The 21,224-nt window shown below is 66.9% G+C and carries 17 protein-coding genes; 7 read left to right on the forward strand and 10 right to left on the reverse strand.

What is annotated here, in order from left to right; genetic code table 11:
- Positions 1-4 precede the first annotated feature (4 nt).
- Together arfB and ACP690_RS15750 are read right to left on the reverse strand one after the other, a co-directional pair.
- The gene (arfB, locus tag ACP690_RS15745; RefSeq protein WP_426261606.1) at positions 5-430 is read right to left on the reverse strand and encodes an alternative ribosome rescue aminoacyl-tRNA hydrolase ArfB; all 426 of its coding nucleotides are present in this window, start codon (positions 428-430) and stop codon (positions 5-7) included.
- Between the two features lie 10 nt (positions 431-440).
- Entirely contained in the window at positions 441-1,097 is a 657-nt protein-coding gene (locus ACP690_RS15750; RefSeq protein WP_063685876.1) for an RluA family pseudouridine synthase, read from the reverse strand.
- Between the two features lie 48 nt (positions 1,098-1,145).
- Between ACP690_RS15750 and ACP690_RS15755 the strand changes: the two genes are divergently transcribed.
- Positions 1,146-1,913 (forward strand): M15 family metallopeptidase, encoded by a 768-nt coding sequence (locus ACP690_RS15755; protein ID WP_426261607.1) that lies wholly within the window; start codon positions 1,146-1,148, stop codon positions 1,911-1,913.
- A gap of 3 nt (positions 1,914-1,916) precedes the next feature.
- Here ACP690_RS15755 and trmB read toward each other — a convergent pair whose 3' ends face one another.
- A complete protein-coding gene (gene trmB, locus ACP690_RS15760; protein ID WP_426255242.1) occupies positions 1,917-2,597 on the reverse strand; it encodes a tRNA (guanine(46)-N(7))-methyltransferase TrmB in 681 nt (226 codons plus the stop codon).
- Between the two features lie 96 nt (positions 2,598-2,693).
- Here trmB and ACP690_RS15765 point away from each other — a divergent pair, with 96 nt between their 5' ends.
- The 3 genes from ACP690_RS15765 (at position 2,694) to ACP690_RS15775 (ending at position 4,294) form a co-directional block, all read left to right on the forward strand.
- The gene (locus ACP690_RS15765) at positions 2,694-3,509 is read left to right on the forward strand and encodes a formate/nitrite transporter family protein (RefSeq protein ID WP_426261608.1); all 816 of its coding nucleotides are present in this window, start codon (positions 2,694-2,696) and stop codon (positions 3,507-3,509) included.
- Positions 3,506-3,871: a hypothetical protein gene (locus tag ACP690_RS15770; RefSeq protein WP_426255240.1), complete on the forward strand. Its 366-nt coding sequence runs from the start codon at positions 3,506-3,508 to the stop codon at positions 3,869-3,871. Before ACP690_RS15765 ends, ACP690_RS15770 begins: the two co-directional genes overlap by 4 nt.
- Before the next feature lie 81 nt (positions 3,872-3,952).
- Positions 3,953-4,294, forward strand: coding sequence for a PilZ domain-containing protein (locus tag ACP690_RS15775; RefSeq protein ID WP_017979631.1), 342 nt, complete (start codon positions 3,953-3,955; stop codon positions 4,292-4,294).
- A gap of 92 nt (positions 4,295-4,386) precedes the next feature.
- On the opposite strand, the gene metK is transcribed toward ACP690_RS15775, so the two are convergent.
- Positions 4,387-5,604 carry a methionine adenosyltransferase gene (metK, locus tag ACP690_RS15780; protein ID WP_063689693.1) on the reverse strand — a complete coding sequence of 406 codons (1,218 nt, stop codon included), beginning with the start codon at positions 5,602-5,604 and terminating at the stop codon, positions 4,387-4,389.
- A gap of 42 nt (positions 5,605-5,646) precedes the next feature.
- Positions 5,647-7,188: an apolipoprotein N-acyltransferase gene (gene lnt / locus ACP690_RS15785; RefSeq protein ID WP_426261609.1), complete on the reverse strand. Its 1,542-nt coding sequence runs from the start codon at positions 7,186-7,188 to the stop codon at positions 5,647-5,649.
- Positions 7,189-7,637: 449 nt separating this feature from the next.
- On the opposite strand from lnt, the gene ACP690_RS15790 reads away from it, so the two are divergent.
- On the forward strand, positions 7,638-10,394 hold the full coding sequence (locus tag ACP690_RS15790) for a [protein-PII] uridylyltransferase (protein WP_426261610.1): 2,757 nt from the start codon (positions 7,638-7,640) through the stop codon (positions 10,392-10,394).
- A 140-nt stretch (positions 10,395-10,534) separates the two neighbouring features.
- On the opposite strand, the gene ACP690_RS15795 is transcribed toward ACP690_RS15790, so the two are convergent.
- The 5 genes from ACP690_RS15795 to ACP690_RS15815 form a co-directional block, all read right to left on the reverse strand.
- Complete coding sequence (locus tag ACP690_RS15795; RefSeq protein WP_426261611.1) at positions 10,535-12,298, reverse strand: cation:proton antiporter; 1,764 nt, start codon at positions 12,296-12,298, stop codon at positions 10,535-10,537.
- Positions 12,299-12,481: 183 nt separating this feature from the next.
- A complete protein-coding gene (locus ACP690_RS15800) occupies positions 12,482-15,316 on the reverse strand; it encodes a TonB-dependent receptor (RefSeq protein WP_063685883.1) in 2,835 nt (944 codons plus the stop codon).
- 217 nt (positions 15,317-15,533) lie between these two features.
- Positions 15,534-16,067: a translation initiation factor IF-3 gene (infC, locus tag ACP690_RS15805; RefSeq protein ID WP_017979637.1), complete on the reverse strand. Its 534-nt coding sequence runs from the start codon at positions 16,065-16,067 to the stop codon at positions 15,534-15,536.
- A gap of 86 nt (positions 16,068-16,153) precedes the next feature.
- Entirely contained in the window at positions 16,154-18,151 is a 1,998-nt protein-coding gene (gene thrS, locus ACP690_RS15810) for a threonine--tRNA ligase (protein WP_426261612.1), read from the reverse strand.
- A gap of 395 nt (positions 18,152-18,546) precedes the next feature.
- The gene (locus tag ACP690_RS15815; protein ID WP_294211926.1) at positions 18,547-19,362 is read right to left on the reverse strand and encodes an LD-carboxypeptidase; all 816 of its coding nucleotides are present in this window, start codon (positions 19,360-19,362) and stop codon (positions 18,547-18,549) included.
- A gap of 63 nt (positions 19,363-19,425) precedes the next feature.
- Here ACP690_RS15815 and ACP690_RS15820 point away from each other — a divergent pair, with 63 nt between their 5' ends.
- Both ACP690_RS15820 and ACP690_RS15825 read left to right on the forward strand, forming a co-directional pair.
- Complete coding sequence (locus ACP690_RS15820) at positions 19,426-20,946, forward strand: glutamate ligase domain-containing protein (RefSeq protein WP_426261613.1); 1,521 nt, start codon at positions 19,426-19,428, stop codon at positions 20,944-20,946.
- A gap of 22 nt (positions 20,947-20,968) precedes the next feature.
- Positions 20,969-21,205 carry a DUF6356 family protein gene (locus ACP690_RS15825; RefSeq protein WP_426261614.1) on the forward strand — a complete coding sequence of 79 codons (237 nt, stop codon included), beginning with the start codon at positions 20,969-20,971 and terminating at the stop codon, positions 21,203-21,205.
- Positions 21,206-21,224: the final 19 nt, after the last annotated feature.

Below are 21,224 nucleotides of genomic sequence, written 5' to 3' on the forward strand. Positions count from 1 at the left end.
CGCATCAATCCAGCCGCACGCGACCGCGGTTCGCCTTCACCGTGCTGCGGCCCTTCTTCTCGTCGACGCGCTTCGCCTTGGCCGATCGGCTGGGCTTGGTCGGGCGGCGCTTCTTGGGGACGATAGTCGCCTCCTGGATCAGCGCGACGAGCCGTTCGCGAACCTCGCGCCGGTTCAGTTCCTGCGACCGCGATCCGTCGCCGCGCAGCGTCAGCACGCCATCCTTGCTGAGCCGCGATCCAGAGAGCACGGACAGACGCTGCTTCACCAGATCGGGCAGATTGGGCGATCCCCACACGTCGAAGCGCAGCATCACCGCGCTGTCGGTGGTGTTGACGTGCTGCCCGCCGGGACCGGACGCACGGGTGAAGCTTTCCTCCACCTCGCGCTCGTCGATCGTGATGGCGCGGGTGACGTGGATCAGCGGCACGGGGGCACCGTCAGGCCTCGGCGAGATCCGGCCAGGCGCCGAACCGCTCGGGCAGCGGCGCCTCGGCACGCACCGGCTCTTTATTGGCGCGCGGCACGGTCAGGGCGGCGGCGTGCAGCATCATGCCGCCCGTCTCGCCCGCGCCGTAGACCGGATCGCCGACCACCGGCAGACCCAGACCGCTTGCCGCGTGGACGCGGATCTGGTGCGTGCGCCCCGTCGTCGGCCGGAATTCGACCAAGGCGCGCCCGTCCCGCACCGCGAGCGTCCGCCATGCGGTATGCGCAGCCTTGCCGGCCGGATCGGCGACCATGCGCCAGCCCGTTTCACGCGTGCTGACCTTGGCGAGCGCCAGATCGATCTCGCCCGCCGATTCGCGCGGCACACCTGCCAGAATGGCGAGATAGCGCTTCTCGACCTCGCCGCGCTCGAACGCCTGCTGCAAACGCGCATGCGCTTTCGGATTGCGCGACAGCAGCAGACAGCCGCTGGTGTCACGGTCCAGCCGATGCACCGCCTGCGGCCAGCGCTGGAAGCCGAACTTCAACGAATCGAGATGGTTCTCGAGACTGAGTGAGCCGTCACGGGGCTTGTCCACCGGCAGCCCGGCGGGCTTGTCGATGACCAGGGCCTCGCCGTCGATGAACAATACGCGGTCGCCATGCATGCGAAACGCCTTGCCACTCCATCGGTCTTCGCGCCAGAGGCAGCCGCGATGCGCCTCCCCGCCCTTCTCGCTTTACTGTGTTTGGCTTCGCCTGCCGGTGCGCAGGTCTGTGCCGGTGCCGCAGCGGCGATGGCGAACGATGGTCGCGTCTATGGTCACCTGGCCTATGGCGACGCGCCGCCGGACGATTTGGTCGAGGCGCCGCGCGGCTTCGGGCTGCACGGCTGCCTGTTGCGGCGCGACGTCATCCCCGATCTCGAACGCCTGCTCGCAGCGGCAAAGGGCGATCCCGCGGTGATGGGCACGCTACGTGGCCTGTCCTGCCATCGTTCGATCCTGCGCCAGGCATCGGTGTTCTGTCGCGAACATCCCGACAGCGCCGTCAACGCCGATGCCACGCGTGCGATTTCGGTCGCCCCGCCCGGGCATAGCGAACACGCGACGGGATATGCGCTCGATTTCGCGGTCCGCCCGGCGAATGGCTGTCCCGATGCCGAAGCATGTATGGCAGCGACCCCGGCCGCGCGTTGGCTGCTCGCCAATGCGCCACGCTTCGGGTTCGAGCTATCCTTCCCGGGCGGCAATCGTCAGAATGTGAAGTGGGAGCCGTGGCATTGGCGTTGGGTCGGCACCAGCGCGACCGCGCCAGGCGCCGCGCGCGCCCGCTTCCTCTTCGCCCGCGCGCGCGACCAGTTCCCCGCCGACCCCGCGGTCGACCCGGTCAGGACGATCGCCCGCGTGACGCCGGTGGTCTACGTCGCCGTGCCGACCTGGGTCGCCCCACCGCAAAAGGGAAAGACGAAGCGCCGCCGCTGACGCCTACCGTCGGATGTAGCGGAAGTACCACACCTCGTGACCCTGCCGGCGCGCCTTGCGCTCGTAGCGGGTTTCGGGCCAGTCGTCGGGACGGACCAGGAAGTCGGCTGGCTCGCGCGCCTGCCATTCGAAGTCGCGGCGCTGGTCCATCACCATCATCGCCCAGCGGCAATAGGTGGGATCGTCAGTGCCCAGCCGGAATTCGGCGCCCGGCTTCAGCTTGGCAGCGATGGCGTCGAGCGGGCCATGGTTGACCATGCGACGCTTGGCATGGCGCGCCTTACGCCATGGATCGGGGTGGAGCAGATAAACGCGCGACAGGCTGGCATCGGGCAGTCGCTCCACCACGTCGAGCGCATCGCCCATGTGCAGCCGCACGTTGGTGAGGCCGCCATCGCGGATATGACCCAGTGCGCCGACCACGCCGTTCAGGAACGGTTCGCAGCCGATGAAGCCAGTGTCCGGCCGCATCGCCGCCTGCCCCGCCAGATGTTCGCCCGCGCCGAAGCCGATCTCCAGCTCCAGCGGCCGGTCGTCGCCGAACAGCGCCTTGCCCTCGATCGGCCCCGTCTCGGGAACGCTGAGCGCGTCGAGCGTCTCCTCGACCAGCGCGGCCTGACCGACGCGCAATTTGTGGCCCTGACGGCGGCCGTACAGGCGGCGGATGGTGGCGGGATCGTTCATGGCGCCGCGCCCTAGAACAGATGGGGGAAGAGGGAAACGCCCCAATCGCCCTGACACGCGGGAGCCAAGCGCCATCACCGACCGTTGCACGTCACGATGGACGCACCTTCAGACACCTCCGGCGATGACGATCTGAAGGCGGCCGACGCCAAGGACTTGCACCGCACCGTTCGTGAAGAGGGTGAGGAGGAACTGCGCCGCCCGATCCGGTCGCTGTTCTTTTCCGGGCTGGCGGCGGGCATTGCGATCACCGTGTCGCTGCTCGCCGAGGCCGCGTTACATGCGGCCTTGCCTGCCATGCCCTGGCGCGAATTGGTCGTGGGGCTTGGCTATCCAGTCGGGTTCATCGTCGTCATCCTCGGCCGGATGCAGCTGTTCACCGAAAGCACGATCACCGCGATGCTCCCGCTGGTCACGCGGCCGTCGCGTTGGGCGCTGGGGCGAACGCTGCGCCTGTGGGGCATCGTGCTCGCCGCCAATTTGTGCGGGACCGCCATCGCCGCCTTCGCAATCGCCAGCGGCGCCATGGGCAATGCGGCGATTCACGATGCGGCACTGACCATCTCACAGGGGATTACCGAGCTGTCGCCGGGGCGCACCTTCGTCAATGCGGTGCCGGCCGGCTTCCTGATCGCCGTCCTCGCCTGGGCGCTGCCCAATGCGCGGGAACAGAGCGTCACGGTCATCGGCATCTTCACCTATGTTCTTGCGATCGGCAGCTTCAGCCATTCGATCGTCGGGTCGGCGGAGGCGTTTCTGTTATGGTTCGCCGGTCAGACCGGGGCGTGGCAGACGCTGGGCGGATTGATCGCGCCGGCCGTGCTTGGCAATCTGTTCGGCGGCGCCGGCATATTCGCACTGCTCGCCCACGCACAGGTTCGTGGCGAAATGCCACAGGGAGACAATCGGTGAGCCACGCTATCGTACCGGCAAACGACACCACACGACGTCTGCCGGCATTTCTGGGCGATGTCGCGCAGCAGCCCCAGTTGGTGGCGGCATCGGTCGGCACGATCGCCGCCGGGCTGGTTACCCGCCGGCCTGACCTGATTCGTGGCGGGGCGCGGATGCTCGCGGTGCATGTCGTCGCCAGTGCGGTCCGAACGGCGATGCGGCAGCGAACGCATGCCCCGAAGCATGCGGCGGATACCGCTGGGTCGCCCTCGCCGCTGTCGGAAGCGATCGTGGCGGGCCTGGTGGGATGGGTTGCGGAAGCCGCGATCGATAGCGCGCTCAACCACTTAGTCCCGGACCGCGAAACAGCGCCGAAATAGCCCCATTTGAGGGGCAATCACCCCACATCGGGTCGTTTACAAACCGGTGACTAATCTCTGTCAGATCGATCCGCGCACGCCATGGAACCGATACCCGAACCCACGCGCGAAAAGCGCAACAGTGTCATCGTCCGCGCCATCGTGATGACCGCCGATGGTCGATCGCGCGAACGCCGCGTCCGCAACCTGTCGCGCCATGGCGCCTGTATCGAACACGACAACGACCTCACCACCGGCGCGACGGTCATGCTGCACATGGGTTCGATGCCCGATCTGGTCGCAACGGTGCGGTGGGTCAGCGATCGGCTCGCCGGACTGAGCTTCAACGAGCTGATCGACCTCGACGAGGCGCGCAAACCGCGCGGCGTCGGCGTCACGCCCCGTGCCGGCTGGATCGCCGAACTCAACAATCCCTACCGCTGACACCTAGGGCGTCTCGGGTCCCGAACCGAAACGCCCTCCCCCATCGCGAGACGGGGAAGGGCGCTGTCATGCAACCGTAGGATGCGTGATCGTCAGGCGACGGCAGCCTTCAGCGCGTCGACCAGATCGGTCTTTTCCCAGGTGAACAGATCGCCTTCCGGCTCGCGGCCGAAGTGACCGTAAGCGGCCGACTTGACGTAGATCGGCGCGTTCAGCTTCAGATGCTGGCGGATGCCCTTGGGGGTCAGGCGCACGAGCTGCGGCAGCACCGCTTCCAGCTTGTCCTCGGCGACCGTGCCGGTGCCGTGGGTGTCGACATAGACCGACAGCGGCTCGGCGATACCGATCGCGTACGACAGCTGGATCGTGCAGCGCTTGGCGAGGCCGGCGGCGACGACGTTCTTGGCGAGATAGCGCGCGACATAGGCGGCCGAGCGGTCGACCTTGGTGGGATCCTTGCCGCTGAACGCACCGCCGCCGTGCGGCGCGGCGCCGCCGTAGGTGTCGACGATGATCTTGCGGCCGGTGAGGCCTGCGTCGCCGTCCGGGCCGCCAATTTCGAACGCGCCGGTCGGGTTGATGTACACCTTGGTGTCGTCGGTGACGAAGCCGTCGGGCAGAACGTCGGTCAGCACGCCGGTGACATAGGCGCGCAGTTCCTCATACTTGGCCGGATCGGCGTTCTGGCCCTGCAGGCAATAGCCCGCCTTGTGCTGCGTCGAAACGACCAGGGCGGTCGCGCGGACGGGCACGCCGTTTTCATACTGCAGCGTGACCTGGCTCTTCGCGTCCGGCTCCAGGAACGGCGCCTTGCCCGAATGGCGGTCGGCCGCCATCGTTTCGAGGATCTTGTGGCTGTAGTAGAGCGTCGCTGGCATCAGGCCCGGCGTTTCGTCGGTCGCGTACCCGAACATGATGCCCTGGTCGCCCGCGCCCTCGTCCTTGTTCGAGCCTTCGTCGACGCCCATTGCGATTTCCGCCGACTGGCCGTGCAGGTTGTTTTCGAACGTGAACTCGTTCCAGTGGAAGCCCGACTGTTCGTAGCCGATGCGCTTCACCGTCGCGCGGACCGCCGCCTCGATCTCGGCGAGCGCGCCGTCGGCCCAGGCGTTGTTCTCATACACGCCCTTGCAGCGGATTTCGCCGGCCAGCACGACGAGATTGGTCGTGGTCAGCGTTTCACAGGCGATGCGCGCTTCCGGGTCCTTCGACAGGAACAGATCGACGATCGTGTCGCTGATCTGGTCCGCGACCTTGTCCGGATGACCTTCCGAAACCGATTCCGACGTGAAGATGTAATTGCCGCGCATCATTGCCTCATAACGATATAAAGATACCTTTATATGTCGTCCTTACCGCGCTGAACGGCGGTTGGCAATTGCCGCCACCAGGAAGGCGAGCGCGACGATCAGCGCCGCCCAATTGCCCAGCCGGCTGAACAGCGTGGGCGGCAGCGCGGGCGGCATCCGCACCTCCACCACCCCTGCCCGCTCGTGCGGGATCGTCGCGACGAGCCGCCCGTCGGCGGCGATGACGGCGCTGATTCCGGTGGGCGTCGCACGGACGATCGGCAGCCCCTCCTCGATCGCGCGCATGCGGGTCTGCGCCAGGAATTGCGGCGATCCCCAGCTGCCGAACCACGCGTCGTTCGACGGATTGAACAGCAGCCGCGGGCGGTGGCCCGGCTCGATCAGCTCGCCCGAGAAGATCGTCTCGTAACAGACCTGTACGCCGATGGCGCCGAAGCCGGGCAGGCTCAGCGTCCGCGGGCCGGGGCCGGGCGTGAAGTCCATGTCGCCGGGCACCAGCCGGGCGAGACCCAGCGGCCGCAGCAGCCAGGGCATCGGCAGATATTCGCCGTACGGAACGAGGTGCGCCTTGTCGTAGCGGCCGACGATCCGGCCGACGGAATCGATCGCAAGCACGGAATTGGCGGCGCCGGACACCTCGCCGCGCGCGTCGAAGGACAAGGTGTCGGCGCTGGTCATCAGGATGTCGCCCGGGCGCAGCGCGGCGGCGATCCGGCGGCGCGTCCACGACGACGGCCGATCGCCATAGACCCAATAGGGATAGCCGCTTTCCAGCAGGTCGCGCAGCAACCCTTCAGGCCACAGGACCAGCCGGGGCGCACCGGCGGGGTGACGCGTACCGCGCAGCAGCGTCGCCAAAGCATATTCGCCCGCATTCTCGCCGCGCACGTCGTTGCCGATATTGGGCTGGACGATGCGCAGGATCGGCGCATCTGGTGCCGCCGAGGGCGCATGGGTCCAGAGCGCGGACAGCGCGGCGCCGGCCAGCACGACCGAGAGGCCCGCCGCCAGCCGCCAGCGCCGCCGCACCGCCATCAGCAGCGCTACCGCGAACAGCACGGTCACGCCGGACAGCGCATAGGTGCCGATCCACGCCGACAGCCGCGCGACGCCGATTACCGGCACCCAGATCACGCCGATCGGGTCCCATGCATAGCCGGTGAACAGCGTGGCGCGCAGATATTCGCTGCCGATCCACGCCGCGGCGAAGACCAGGGCGAAGGCCGCATCCACCCCGCCGCGACCCCGGAAGCGCCAGCCGACCAGCGACGCCAGCATTGGAAAGATCGCCAGATACAGCGCCAGCCCGACCGCCGCGAAATAGCCGAGCACCGGCGGCATCTTGTCCTGAAAGTCGAAGGCGTGCTGGAACCAATTGTTGTTGATCGTGAAATGCCCAACGCCCCAGCACCAGCCGATCCACGCGGCGCGGCGGCCGGTGGGCGCAGCCTGCACCAGCGCGGCGAGGCCGGCGAGGCCGAGGAGCGTCAGCGGCCACAATTGCAACGGCGCAAAGCCGGTGGCGGCGACGGCACCGAGCAGGAGGGCGGTTAGCGCGGGACGGCGGGACACAGCGGCGATCATGCGCGGCGCTTTACTGTACCGCTGGTGGCTTGTCCCAGGCCTTTCCTTCCCGCCGTCACCCCGGACTTGCTCCGGGGTCCACTCTGCGGCGAGGGGGGCGGTTCGAGCCTCCGGCCACCCCCTCGCGGCCCGGTGGACCCCGGAACGAGTCCGGGGTGACGGGGGGTTTGTGGATACGTGGCGCGCTCATCGGGCGCCGATTCGGACCTCGCCCGACGCTCTGCGCATCGCGGAAGTGGACGAAGTGGACGGTACGTAATCGTCGGAATGCCCTCCCGTCCGTTGGCACGCGCAAAAGCCGGCTTCACGGTATCAAAGAGCGATGGGAGGGTAGGCACAATCGGGTCGTGTAGGACAGCGAAAAATGCGGACGTTGCCGGCGCGAGGCGTCCGGGACAGTCGACCGCGACCACCCACCAACACCATGTCGCGTTAACCCTGTCTCCGCTATGACCGCCGCCATGCAGGGCCGTTTCGACCACATCCCCAATCGTCGCGCGATCATCGATCGGCGCGCTCTTGCCGAGCGGATCGCGGCGATCGATGCCGCCGATGCGCCGTTGCGCGCGCAGGCGACGCAGCTGCTGAAGGCGGCGCTCGCCGACGGCCGGACCGAAATCCAGCGCCGTCTCGCCGCGCATCCCTCGCGCGGGCTGGAGGCATCGAACGCGCAGGCGTATCTGACCGACCAGCTGCTGCGTCTGCTCTACGATCTCGCGACGCAGCGGCTGCATCCGCTCGCCAATCCCACCGCGGGCGAGCGGATGACGCTGATCGCGGTCGGCGGCTATGGCCGTGCCGAGATGGCGCCCTATTCGGATGTCGATATCGGCTTCCTGACGCCGGGCAAGCAGACGCCCTGGGCCGAGCAGGTCATCGAATCGATGCTGTATGCGCTGTGGGACCTGGGGCTAAAGATCGGCCATTCCAGCCGCTCGCTCGACGAGATGGTGCGCCAGGCCAAGGCCGATGTGACGATCCGCACCGCGTTGCTGGAGGCGCGCTACGTCATCGGCGACCAGTCGCTGTATGACGAGGCGGCGCGGCGCTTCAAGGCGGAGGTGCAGCACGGCACCGAACGCGAGTTCATCGCCGACAAGCTCGCCGAACGCGACGCGCGCCACCGCAAGATGGGCGACACGCGCTACGTCGTCGAACCCAACGTCAAGGAGGGCAAGGGCGGCCTGCGCGATCTGCACGCGCTGTTCTGGATCGGCAAATATATCTACGACGTGCAGCGCGGGGCGGACCTCGTCGGCGTCGGCCTGCTGACGCCGGAGGAGTATAAGCTCTTCCACCGCGCCGACAATTTCCTGCAAGCCGTGCGCTGCCACCTGCACAGCATCACCCGCCGCGCGGAGGATCGCCTGACGTTCGACGTGCAACGCGAAGTGGCGGCGCGGATGCGCTTTTCCGACCGGCCGGGCAAACCCGCGGTCGAGCGGTTCATGCAATATTACTTCCTGCAGGCGCGCACCGTCGGCGACCTGACCGGCGTGTTCCTGGCGCACCTGGACGAGCGGTTCGCGGCGCGCGGGCGCCGGTTCGGCCTGCCGACCATCCGGCGCCGTCCGGGCAAGCTGCACGGCTTCGTCCTCGATCGCGGACGCCTCGCACTGCCCCGCGACGACTATTTCGCCGAAGACCCGGTGCGGCTGATCGAGATCTTCCAGCTCGCCGACCTGCACGGCGTCGAGATTCACCCGCTGGCGATGCGCGCCGCCAAGCGCGATGCCAAGCTGATCGACGGGCACCGCCGCGATGCGCGCGCCAACGCCTTCTTCCTCGACGTGTTGACGTCGCCGCGCGATCCCGAACTGGTGCTGCGCTGGATGAACGAGGCGGGCGTCTTCGGCCGCTTCGTGCCCGATTTCGGCCGCGTCGTCGCGCAGATGCAGTTCGATATGTACCACCATTATACGGTGGATGAGCATACGATCCGCGCGATCGGCCTGCTGAGCCGGATCGACAAGGGCGAGCTGAAGGAGGACCATCCGCTGTCCTCCGCGATCATCAAGCACATCATCTCGCGCCGCGTCCTCTATGTCGCGGTGCTGCTGCACGACATCGCCAAGGGGCGTGGCGGCGACCATTCGATCCTGGGCGCGGAGGTCGCCGAGCGGTTGTGCCCGCGCTTCGGCCTGTCGCCCGCCGAGACGGAGACGGTGGCGTGGCTGGTGCGCTGGCACCTGCTGATGTCGGCGACCGCGTTCAAGCGCGACCTGAGCGATTTCAAGACGATCCTCGATTTCTGCGAGGTGGTGCAAAGCCCCGAACGCCTGCGCCTGCTGCTGGTGCTGACCATCGTCGACATTCGCGCGGTGGGGCCGGGCACGTGGAACGGCTGGAAGCGGCAGCTGCTCGCCGATCTGTTCGAGGCGGCGGAAGAGGTGCTGCGCCTGGGCCACAAGCAGCGCGGCCGCGCCGAGCGGATCGCGACGCGGCAGGAAACGCTGCAGGCGACGCTGGGGTGGGACGATGCTCGCTTCGCCGCCTTCGTCCGTCGCTTTCCCGAGGCCTATTGGATCGCCGAGCCGGACGACGTGCTGGCCCATAACGCGCGCTTCATCGATGCCGCCGGCGACGCGCAGCTTTCCATCGATGCGCAGGTCTATGCGACGCGCGGCGCGACATTGGTGACGATCTATGCCGCCGACCATCCTGGGCTGTTCTATCGCATCGCCGGCGCGATCCATGTCGCGGGCGGCAACATCATCGATGCGCGCATCCATACGACGCGCGACGGCATGGCGATCGACAACTTCCTGGTGCAGGACCCGTTCGGTCGCCCGTTCGACGACGCCAGCCAGCTGACGCGACTGACGATGGCGATCGAGGATGCGCTGGCCAATCGCGGCAAGCTCGCCGACCGCCTCGTCGCCAAGCCTGCGGCGCGGACACGGGCGGATGCGTTCGAGATCGTGCCGAACGTGCTGATCGACAATCATGCGTCGAACCGTTTCACGGTGATCGAAGTGAATGCGCGCGACCGGCCGGCGCTGCTCAACCAGCTGGCGCATGCGCTGTTCCAGTCGAAGGTGACGCTGCATTCGGCGCATGTCGCGACCTATGGCGAGCGGGCGGTCGACACGTTCTACGTCACTGATCTGACGGGCGACCGCATCACCCAGCCGGCGCGATTGAAGACTTTGGAACGGCGGCTACGCACCGCGGCGGCGGGAGAGACGGAGGACGTGACGGCTTAGATTCGATTCCCTAGCCCATCGTCTCGTCACCCCGGACTTGATCCGGGGTCCCGCTTCTTCTGCGGGAAACAGCGGGACCCCGGATCAAGTCCGGGGTGACGGAGGTTTGTAGGGAACCGCTGTATGACGAAGGTGTCCGGTTACACCGGTTCGGGCGGGGCGAAGGTGAGCATCGTGTCGCCCGGCTCCACCACCGGCCGCTGCGTCGTCGAGAAGAGCAGCAACCGGCGGTCGGGCTTCATCACCGCGACCGGCTCTGCCTCGGGGGCGAGGCGTGCGCGATAGGCTTCGTAGGGGAAGACGCTGGTGATTCGCGTCCGCCCGAACGCCCAGCCGGCGGCGACGCGCACCTGTAATTCGTCTACCGTCTCGCCGCCTTCCAGCAGCATGCGCGCGCGGCGGCGGCTGAGGCGCGTTTCGTCGACGCCGGTCTGGGTCAATTTGTCCTGCCCGACTTCGGGTCCGAGGTCTGCGCAGACGAGGCTGTTGTAGGAATCGTTGTCGGTGGCGGCGATGACGTGCTGGAACTGCTGCATGTCGAGCGTGTCCTGCGTCACTTCGTCCAGGATGTCGCCCTGATGGACGTCGAGCGACTGTTTGCGCGCGGCACGGAGCGCGAACTTGGCGGTGTCGGCGATCATCACCGTCAGCCCCATCTTCTGCAACGCGCCGCCAAATTCGGTGGTGAAGGCGTTGGCGCCGACCAGCAGCACGCCCTCGCCCTTCCCCTTGTCGATGCCCAGCCGCCGCGCGACCCAGCCCGCCGAAAAGCCGTGTGCGAAGATCGTCGCGACGACGACACCGAACACCAACGGCACCAGCGCGTCGGCATCCTTCATGCCGAAATCCTCCAGCCGCAGCGCAAACAGGCTGGTGACGGCGATGGCGACGACGCCGCGGGGCGCGATCCACGCGACGAACAGCCGCTCGCGCCACGGCATGCCCGAAAAGGCGAGGCTGGCGATGACGGTCAACGGCCGCACGACGAACAGCAGCAGGAAGAGGAAGATCAGGAACCGCGCCTGGAAGCGCTCCACCACCTCCCATTGCAGCGTCGCGGACAGGATGACGAAGACGCCGGAGATCAACAGGACGGCGAGGTCTTCCTTGAAATGCTTGAGCGCGGCCGTCGACTGCGTCTGGCGATTGCCCATGACGACGCCCATCAGCGTGACGGTGATGAGGCCGGTTTCGTGCTTGATCAGGTCTGCCGCGACGAAGCCGGCGATCACCGCGACGAGGACGGTCGGCGCCTTGAGATACTCCGGGATATAGGCGCGGCGGAACGCAGTCGTCAGCCCGAAGCCCAGACCGACGCCGATCGCGCCCGCGACCAGCGTCGCCGCGGCGACGTCCAACCCGATCGCGATCGCGCTGCGGTCCGGCCCGACATAGGTGATATAGGCGTAGATCGCGACGGCAAGCAGCGCGCCGATCGGATCGTTGACGATGCCTTCCCATTTCAGCGTGTCGCGCACCCGTGCGGGGACGCGCAGGGATCGCAGCATCGGCCCGATTACCGTCGGGCCGGTGACGACGAGGATGCCGCCGAACAGCGCCGAGATGCCGAGCGGCAGTCCTGCGCCGTAGAAGGCCGCGGCGGTGCCGAGCACCAGCCCGACCGGCACGCCGATCACCACGAGCCGCAGCACGGCCGGGCCGGCGTGGCGCAGATCGCGGAAGTTGAGGCTGAGGCCGCCTTCGAACAGGATCACCGCCACGGCGAGCTTGATGATCGGCTGTTGCAGCGCGCCGAAATCGCGTTGCGGATCGATCAGGCCCGTCACCGGCCCCGCCAGCACGCCGGCGATCAGCATCAGCGCGATGGCGGGCTTGCCCGTCCGCCACGCGATCCACTGCGCGCCGATGCCGAGCAGGCCGATCAGCGCGAATTTGACCAGCATCGATTCGAAGATCAGCGATCGTCCCCTTCATCGCTCCAATCGGCGATAGCGGGTGCCGGTTCCCTGCCCCCCGTCAAAACGCTTGCGGTACGACGAGCCTGCGGCCGGGTCAGCCGTGCCGCATACGAAAGGGCCGGCGCGCATCGCTGCGGCCGGCCCAGGTGTCGTTGCCTTGGCTTGAGGTCAGAAGCGGGCGCGGATCGTCGCACCATAGGTGCGCGGTTCGGCGAGATATTGCGAGAACAGCTGGCGGCCGCCCGGATATTGCGGATCCTGGAACGCCGCGGTCGCAGCGCCTTCCTGGAACGGCGAGTTGAACGCGACCTGCGCGTAATTCACGTTGGTCAGGTTCTGCGCCCAGAATTCCAGGCTGAACTTCTCGTCCGGCGTGCGCAGCCCGATGCGGGCGTTCACGATCGCATAGCCGTCCTGCACCTTCTGCGGGAACAGATCGGACCCGGTGTTATAGTCGCTGGTCATACGCGTATCGACGTAGAACAGCGCCGAATAGCCACCGCCGAGCTGCGGCGTCCACGCCGCCGACGCGGTCGTCACCACGTCCGCCGAGTTGGACATGCGATTGCCCGGCAGCTTGCGCAGCGCCTGGTCGAGCGGCGCGCCCGCATCGGTGCCGACCAGCTGGTCGCGATAGCTGGTGTCGGTGAGCGTCAGGCCCAGGGTCACGCGGAAGTCGCGCGCCGGGACCAGCGAGGCCTCCAGCTCGACGCCCTTGGAGCGGACGCCCCAGCCCACGTCGCCCGACGGGCAGACGCCGGTGGTCGCCGCCGCGGCATTGTAATTGCCGGCCGCCGCAAACTTGCTCTGGTCGCGATCGCCGCCGTTGAGGTTCGACGAGCAGCCGTTGATATTCTGGACCAGGAAGACGGTGCCGTTGAACGTGTTGAGCTGGAAGTTCTTGAAGTCCTGCAGGAACGCCGCGGCGGTCAGCGTGAACGGTCCGGTCGCGTATTTGGCGCCGATTTCATAGGCGTTGACCGTTTCCGGCGCGAATTGCAGCGCATTGACCAGCGCCTGCGCACCACCCGATGCCGAGAAGGGCAGGATCGGCGACTTGAGCGCCGAGCGGTCGAGGTTGAAGCCACCCGCCTTATAGCCGCGCGAATAGCTGCCGTAGACGAGCAGGTCGTCGATCGGCTTCCACGACAGCACCGCCGTGCCGGTGAACTGGTCTTCCTTGCGGACGCTGTTGATCGACACGCCGTTGAGCTCTGCGGTCGAATTGCCCTGGCACGACAGGCCGATGATGCCGCCTGCGGTGGCGGCGAGGCCGGCGTTCGACAGGAAGGGCAGCAGCGCGCGCTGGTTGGCGACGCAGCCGACGTTGTCGTTGGTGAAGGTCGCGTCGAAGCGCTTGCGTTCGTTGGTGTAGCGCAGGCCCAGCGTCAGATCGACGGTGCGGGTAACGTGGAAGATGTTGTGCGTGAACAGCGCCCAGTTACGGCTGTTCTGGTTGTAGACGTCGCGCGTCGCACCCTTGTCGTTGATCGCATCCAGCGTGTCGATCGCGCCGACGATCGTCGGACCCGCCGCACCGAAGGGCGATGCAACGCCCGGCACCACGCCGCTGAGCACCGCCCGGCCCGTCGCGCTCAGGCAGCCCGCATTGCCCGGCGCATAGAATTGCGCGAGCGCGCTGCCCGACACCAGACGGCAGGTCGCGAAGCGGCCGTACTGGCTGCCGAAGCGCAGGTTATCGAGGACGCGCAGGTCTTCGTTGGCGAAGAAGCCGCCGACCAGCCAGTCGAGCTTGTCGTTGAACAGCGAGCCGTTCAGGCGGACTTCCTGCGTGAAGGTGCGGAAGCGGCGCGCCGAATTGCCGTTGGCGGCGCGGTACAGGATGTCGACGCGGCTATAGTCGGTGTCCGACCCCTGGCTCGAATCGTAATCGCGATAGGCGGTGATCGAGGTCAGCTTGGTGCCGCCGATATTCCAGTCGAGCTGACCGGACACGCCCCAATCCTTGGTGATGCCGGCAAAGCTGCGACCGGGGCTGACCGACACGTCGCGGCTGTAGCCGGCGGCGTTGACGTAGTTTAGCGGCTGGCCAAGGTCGCGGATGACGTTGACGATGTTGTTGCCGTTGCTGCCCGCGGCGAGGCCCGCGTTCACCGAAGCGACCGGATCGTTGAGGTTGCCGACGGCTTCGTTGACCGAGCGATCGACATAGGTCGCCGCGCAGCACTTTTCATCGCGATGCGTATAGTCGCCGATCAGGCGGAAGGTGACGTCGCTGCTCGGTTCGAACAGCAACTGGCCACGCAGGAAGTAGCGGTCGCGGTTATTGACGTCGGTGTTGTTGGTGTAATCGCGGTAGAAGCCGTCGCGCTTGACGTAGACGCCATCGACGCGTGCCGCGATCGTTTCGCTCAGCGGCAGGTTGAGGTTCCCGGCGAAGCGGTAGAAATTGTAATTGCCGTAGGTCGCTTCCGCGCCGCCGCTGAAGCCCGAGAAGGACGGCGCCTTGCTGACGATGCTGATCAGGCCCGCAGACGAGTTGCGGCCGCCGAGCGTGCCCTGCGGGCCGCGCAGCACCTCGACCCGGTCGATTTCACCGAGTTCGGTGAGGCCGATGCCGGAGCGCGAGCGATAGACGCCGTCGATGAACACCGCGACCGAGCTTTCGAGGCCGGGGTTGTCGCCGACCGTACCGATTCCTCGAATGCGTGCCGAGCCGTTGGCTTCCGATCCGGTCGAGGAGACCAGCAGCGACGGCGCGAGCTGGTTGAGCTGGCGGATGTCGCTGGCGCCCGAATTCTGCAGCGTTTCGGCCGAGACGGCGGAGATCGCGACCGGCACGTCGGCCAGCGCCTGGGCACGGCCCTGCGCGGTGACGACGATGTCCGCCCCCATCTGGTCGTCCTGCGTCACCGACCCTGCGGCGGTGGGCGTCGTCGTCTGCGTCGCCGCGCTCGAGGGTTCGGGGCTGTTGTTCTGGGCCATCGCGGGCGAGGCGATGGCGATCGTCGCTGCCGACAGCAGGTACGCGGTAAGGCGCATGGGCTTCCTCTCCAGATCGATTTCGATTGTTTTCGAATATCGGGTTTTCTTTTGAGGCTAGGTGGTCGCAGGCGTGAGCGTCCACTATTTTCATAATGGCGTCATGCTTTTCGAATGCACTGTCTCCCATACGCAACACCGGGCCCGTTGCCGGACCCGGTGTTCAAAAAGGCAGATTTTAGATGACGCTACGGAAAGCGCCGATCCGGCCGGATGCTTATTTCGGCGCGAGCACCATGAGCATCTGACGGCCTTCCATACGCGGATAGGCTTCGACCTTGGCGATCTCCTGCACCTGCTCCGCGACGCGCTGCAGCACGTTCATGCCGAGCTGCCCGTGGCTGAGCTCGCGACCGCGGAAGCGCATGGTGACCTTCACCTTATCGCCATCCTCGATGAATTCGGCGACCTTCTTCATCTTGGTGTCGTAATCGTGGTCGTCGATGTTCGGACGCATCTTGATCTCCTTGATCTCCTGCGTCTTTTGCGACTTCCTCGCGAGGTTCGCCTTCTTCTGCGCCTCGTACTTGAACTTGCCGACGTCGAGGAACTTGGCGACGGGCGGATCGGCGTTCGGCGACACCTCGACCAGATCCAGGCCGACTTCCTGCGCCTGCGCCATCGCCTCGCGCGTGTACATCACGCCAAGATTCTCACCCTCATGGTCGATGACGCGGACCTTGGGGCTCTGGATCCATTCGTTGAAACGAGGACCGTTCATCGGCGGCGCCTGGTTCGGCCGGCGCATCATGGGAGGACGTATGGGTATTGCTCCTGTGGTGGTTTGCGAACGTATATAAGGGATCGGCGCGCCTTTTGAAAGACGCGCCGTCTCCTTCAGCCGCGCATGTCCGGCGCCAGTGCCTCGTCGCGGAGCATAACGAGCGCTTCGTCGACGGTCACGATCTGCTGCGCCTGGCTGCCCAAACGGCGGATGGCGACCTTGCCCTCCTCCGCTTCGCGCTTGCCGACGACGAGCAGGACCGGGACCTTGGCGACGGAGTGTTCGCGGACCTTGTAGTTGATCTTCTCGTTGCGGAGATCGATTTCGACGCGGAGGCCCGCCTTTCGCAGCGTCGCCGCCACCTCTTCGGCATAATCGTCGGCATCCGAGACGATCGTCGCGACGACCGCCTGCACCGGCGACAGCCAGAGTGGGAAGCGGCCGGCGTGGTGTTCGATCAGGATGCCGATGAAGCGTTCGAACGTGCCGAGGATCGCGCGATGGAGCATGATCGGACGGTGACGGTTGCCGTCCTCTCCAACGTAGCTCGCATCGAGCCGGTCGGGCAGCACGCGGTCGGACTGGATGGTGCCGACCTGCCACGTCCGGCCGATCGCGTCGGTCAGATGGAATTCGAGCTTGGGCGCGTAGAAGGCGCCCTCGCCCGGCAGTTCCTCGAACTTCGCCTTGATGTCCTCAGGGAGGTTCGACGCCTGCACCGCGTCGCGCAGTTCCTGTTCGGACTGGTCCCACATTTCGTCAGAGCCGAAGCGCTTTTCGGGGCGCAGCGCCAGCTTCACCGCATAATCGGTGAAGCCGAGGTCCTGATAGACCGAGTGGAGCAGCTCGCAGAACTTGCGGACCTCCTCGACCAGCTGGTCCTCGCGCACGAAGATATGTGCGTCGTCCTGCGTAAACTGGCGGACGCGCATGATGCCGTGGAGGGCGCCGTGCGGCTCGTTGCGGTGGCAGCAACCGAATTCGGCCATGCGGATCGGCAGGTCGCGGTACGATTTGATCCCCTGTTTGAAGATCAGAACGTGCGCGGGGCAATTCATCGGCTTCAAAGCCATCAGGTCGGCATCGCCCGACAGGATTGCGCCCTCGTCCTCGGTGTTCGGAATCTCGTCCGGCACCACGAACATATTTTCGCGATACTTGCCCCAGTGGCCCGACTGTTCCCACTGGCGCGCGTCCATCAGCTGCGGCGTCTTCACCTCGGCATAGTCGGCGGCGTCGAGACGGCGGCGCATATACGCTTCCATCTGCCGCCACAGGACGAAGCCCTTGGGGTGCCAGAAGACCGAGCCCTGCGCCTCCGACTGGAGGTGGAACAGGTCCATCTCCGCGCCGATCTTGCGATGGTCGCGCTTGGCGGCTTCCTCCAGCATGAAGAGATGCTGGTCGAGCTGCTTCTTGTTGAGCCAGCCGGTGCCGTAGATGCGGCTGAGCATCGCGTTCTTCTGGTCGCCGCGCCAATAGGCGCCCGACACGCGCGTCAGCTTGAACGCGTTGGGATCAAGCTTGCCGGTCGAAACCATGTGCGGCCCGCGGCACATGTCGAGCCATTCGCCCTGACGATAGATCGTCAGTTCCTCGCCCTCGGGCAGTTCGGCGGCCCATTCGGCCTTGAAGGTCTCGCCTTGGCGTGTCCACGTCTCGATGAGCTGTTCGCGGCTCCACACTTCGCGCGTGAACGGTTCGTTCTTCGCGATGATGCGGCGCATCTCAGCCTCGATCGCGGGCAGGTCGTCCTCGGTGAAGGGACGGTCCTTGGGCGCAAAGTCGTAGTAGAAACCGTCGTCGGTGGCGGGTCCGAAGGTGATCTGCGTGCCCGGGAACAGATGCTGCACCGCCTCGGCCATCACGTGCGCGAGATCGTGGCGCACGAGTTCGAGCGCGTCGGCTTCGTCCTTCGCGGTCACCAGTGCGAGCTGCGTGTCGCCGTCGAACGGCCGGTTGAGATCGCGCACCTGCCCGTCGATGCGCGCGGCGAGCGCCGCCTTGGCGAGGCCCGGACCGATGGCGGCGGCCACGTCCGCGGGGGTAGTCCCCGGCGCAACCTCGCGGACGGAACCGTCGGGCAGCGTGATACGGAACATGACAGACATGGGTTCAGGGCTTCCTTGGGTATTGAGAGCGCGGCTTATGCACGCGGGGGAGCGAAGGACGCAAGGCGAGTCGCGGGGGCGATTCGGGGGCGCGGCGGCCGTTCGGGGCGCTGGAAGTGGACGAAGTGGACGATAGGTTATGGTCGGAAGCGCCACCCGTGCTGTCCCAACGCGGCGGTGCCGGCGTGATGGGCGGAGGCACGACGTGGGCCATCGCGGGGAGCTTAGGCATAAATGGGGCGTGTAGGACAGGGCCTCTTTTCGTCACCCCGGACTTGGTCCGGGGTCCACTCTGCGGCGAGGGGAGTGGTTAGAGCCTCTTGCCGTCCCCGCGCGGCTCGGTGGACCCCGGACCAAGTCCGGGGTGACGGGGACAGTGGGGCGGGCGTCGCGCCTCAAACGATCCCGAACGGGACCACGCGGTTGGTTTGGGTGTGTCCGACGTCGGCCCTCCCCAAATAGGGCACGCCGAGGTCGGCGCACCAGCGACGGACCATATATTCGATGTCCTCATTCCACTGCGGCTCGTTCGGGGTCACCGCGGTGACACTGCCGAGGCGGACGCCGGCGATGCCCTTTAGCTGCGTCGCATGGCCCATGTGGAACAGCAGCCGGTCGATATTGTACATGGGTTCCGACACTTCCTCGATGATGAGGACGTGGTCGGTAAGGTCGGGCAGATAGGGCGTGCCGATCAGCGCGCCGAGGATCGACAGGTTGAACGCCGCCGCCGGGCGACCGTCAAGCCCGGGCTCCAGCCCCTGCCGGTCGCCGCGCGCCAGCCACCCGAGCGAGCGCGCGATCGTCTGGTCGCCATGGGTGCGGCGGATATCGCTCGCCATCGGACCATGGACCGGCCGGCCGATCCGCCGGGCGTAGAGCGCGCCGAGCAGGAAACCCATGTCGGAATAGCCAAGATACGTCTTGTGCCGCGCCGCCGGCCCCAGCTGCGGCATGACCAGCGGCAGGATGCGGTTCGAACCATAGCCACCGCGCAGGAACCAGATCGCGTCGAAGCCGGGATCGTTGGCGAATTCCAGGAAAGCGTCGGCGCGGCGGCGGTCGCTACCGGCGAAATGGCCGTCCGTTTCCCAGCATTGCGGGTGAACGATCAGGTCGACCTCGGGATAGGCCAAAGCGGTGAAGGCGATGAACGGCGCCTCGGCATCCTTGTTGCCGATGCTCGCCGGCGCCACCACTCCAATCCGCATGCGCGTATCCCCGCTCGCCGACAGAGCCTTGTGCCTGCCGATGCCCGGCGATAGCGCGGGCCGATGGCGAACGGCAACATTTCCGAGACGGTACAGGGTCAGCGCTTCTTTCTGGTCGGCATCGGCGGATCGGGCATGCTGCCGCTGGCGACGATCCTGGCCGGACGTGGCGCGATCGTCGAAGGATCGGATCGCGGGCTGGACCAGGGGCGCGTACCCGCGAAGTTCGACAGCCTGATCGCGCGCGGCATCCGCCTGCATCCGCAGGACGGCAGCGGCATCGTGTCGGCCGAGCAGATCGTCGTCGCCTCCGCCGCGGTCGAAGACACGGTGGCGGATATCGTCGCCGCGACGCGGCTGGGGTGCGCGCGGATGAGCCGTGCCGAGCTGCTGAGCGCCCTGTTCAACGCGAGCGAGCTGCCGATCGGCATCGCAGGCACCAGCGGCAAGTCGACCGTGACGGGCATGATCGGCTGGATCCTGCACGCGGCGGGGCGCGACCCCACGGTGATGAACGGCGCGGTGATGAAGAACTTCGCGGCCCCGGATGCGCCGTTCGCGAGCGCGCTGGTGGGGGCCAATAGAAAGGAGGGGGGCGATGCCTTCGTCAGCGAGGTGGACGAAAGCGACGGGTCGATCGCGCGCTACGTGCCGCGGGTTGCGGTGCTGAACAACGTCAGCCTGGATCACAAGGCGCTGGACGAATTGCGGCGCCTGTTCGCCGACTTTGCGGGCAAGGCCGAGGTGGTCGTCGCCAATGTGGGCGATGCGGAAACGGCGGCGCTGGTCGCCGGCATGGCGAATGTGGTGACCGTCGCGGTGGAGGCGGAGGCGGATCTGCGCGCCGAGAACCTCAAGCCGGAGCCGTTTGCGATTGGGTTCGATCTCGTGATCGCCACACCCTCACCCTTCGGGCGCTTCGCGCCCTCTTCCCTCTACCGGCGGGAGAGGGAGGGAGCGCCGGAGGCGCGGAAGGGTGAGGGTGAGGCGCCGTTGCGGGTGCAACTCGGCGTACCCGGCCGGCACAATGTCGCCAACGCGCTGGCCGCGATCGCCGCCGTCGTGGCGGCTGGCATTCCGCTGGAGCAGGCGGTGGAGGCGATCGGCGGCTTTACCGGCCTGAGGCGCCGGTTCGACTTCGTCGGCGCGGCGGGCGGGGTCGCGGTGATCGACGATTTCGGGCACAACCCCGACAAGATCGCCGCGACGCTCGATACGTTGCACGCCTTTCCTGGGCGCCTGCGCATCCTGTTCCAGCCGCACGGCTATGGCCCGCTGAAGGTGATGCGACGCGAGCTGGTCGAGAGCCTGACGCAGCGGCTGCGGCCCGACGACCTGCTCGTCCTGCCCGACCCGGTCTATCACGGCGGCACGGTCAACCGCGAGGTGACAAGCGCCGACATCGTCGCGGACCTGACCGCCGCCGGCCGCGATGCGCGCCATGTCGCAAACCGGGCGGAGGCGGCTGCGCTGCTGGTCGCCGAAGCGCGGCCGGGCGATCGAATCGTCGTGATGGGCGCGAGAGACGACACGCTGAGCCTGCTCGCCGCCGAGATGCTGGAAAGCCTGCGCGCGAAGGGATAGCATCCGGGGCAGGAGGTGTCCGATGAACCCCTTTACCCACCACCCCGCCTCGGTCGGCGAAAGCTATACGCAGCATCTGGGCGTCGCGACCCGTTTCGGCCTGCGCATGATCGCGGGCGGGCTCGGCGCGCTGGTGCATGGCGTCTTCCCGTTCCTGTTCACCACCACCGGCAGCCGCACGATCAGCGCGCTCCACGCCGAAATCGTCGCCAAGCGCGCCGACGAGGCGCAGCGCCGATCGGTGGAGTTCGTCATCTGATGTAAAGCGCGCTTGACGT

It is taken from the genome of Sphingomonas sp. DC4900, from assembly GCF_049896485.1.
Lineage (GTDB): Bacteria > Pseudomonadota > Alphaproteobacteria > Sphingomonadales > Sphingomonadaceae > Sphingomonas > Sphingomonas aquatilis.

Bases quoted from the DNA above. Each gene is read 5' to 3' on its own strand.
- infC (WP_017979637.1), bottom strand. From the start codon at position 16,067: ATGATGCGCCGGCCGAACCAGGCGCCGCCGATGAACGGTCCTCGTTTC.
- ACP690_RS15790 (WP_426261610.1), top strand. From the start codon at position 7,638: ATGACCGCCGCCATGCAGGGCCGTTTCGACCACATCCCCAATCGTCGC.
- ACP690_RS15795 (WP_426261611.1), bottom strand. From the start codon at position 12,298: ATGCTGGTCAAATTCGCGCTGATCGGCCTGCTCGGCATCGGCGCGCAG.
- ACP690_RS15820 (WP_426261613.1), top strand. From the start codon at position 19,426: ATGGCGAACGGCAACATTTCCGAGACGGTACAGGGTCAGCGCTTCTTT.
- ACP690_RS15755 (WP_426261607.1), top strand. From the start codon at position 1,146: ATGCGCCTCCCCGCCCTTCTCGCTTTACTGTGTTTGGCTTCGCCTGCC.
- trmB (WP_426255242.1), bottom strand. From the start codon at position 2,597: ATGAACGATCCCGCCACCATCCGCCGCCTGTACGGCCGCCGTCAGGGC.
- ACP690_RS15775 (WP_017979631.1), top strand. From the start codon at position 3,953: ATGGAACCGATACCCGAACCCACGCGCGAAAAGCGCAACAGTGTCATC.
- ACP690_RS15815 (WP_294211926.1), bottom strand. From the start codon at position 19,362: ATGCGGATTGGAGTGGTGGCGCCGGCGAGCATCGGCAACAAGGATGCC.
- ACP690_RS15825 (WP_426261614.1), top strand. From the start codon at position 20,969: ATGAACCCCTTTACCCACCACCCCGCCTCGGTCGGCGAAAGCTATACG.
- thrS (WP_426261612.1), bottom strand. From the start codon at position 18,151: ATGTCTGTCATGTTCCGTATCACGCTGCCCGACGGTTCCGTCCGCGAG.
- metK (WP_063689693.1), bottom strand. From the start codon at position 5,604: ATGCGCGGCAATTACATCTTCACGTCGGAATCGGTTTCGGAAGGTCAT.
- ACP690_RS15765 (WP_426261608.1), top strand. From the start codon at position 2,694: ATGGACGCACCTTCAGACACCTCCGGCGATGACGATCTGAAGGCGGCC.
- lnt (WP_426261609.1), bottom strand. From the start codon at position 7,188: ATGATCGCCGCTGTGTCCCGCCGTCCCGCGCTAACCGCCCTCCTGCTC.
- ACP690_RS15750 (WP_063685876.1), bottom strand. From the start codon at position 1,097: ATGCATGGCGACCGCGTATTGTTCATCGACGGCGAGGCCCTGGTCATC.
- ACP690_RS15800 (WP_063685883.1), bottom strand. From the start codon at position 15,316: ATGCGCCTTACCGCGTACCTGCTGTCGGCAGCGACGATCGCCATCGCC.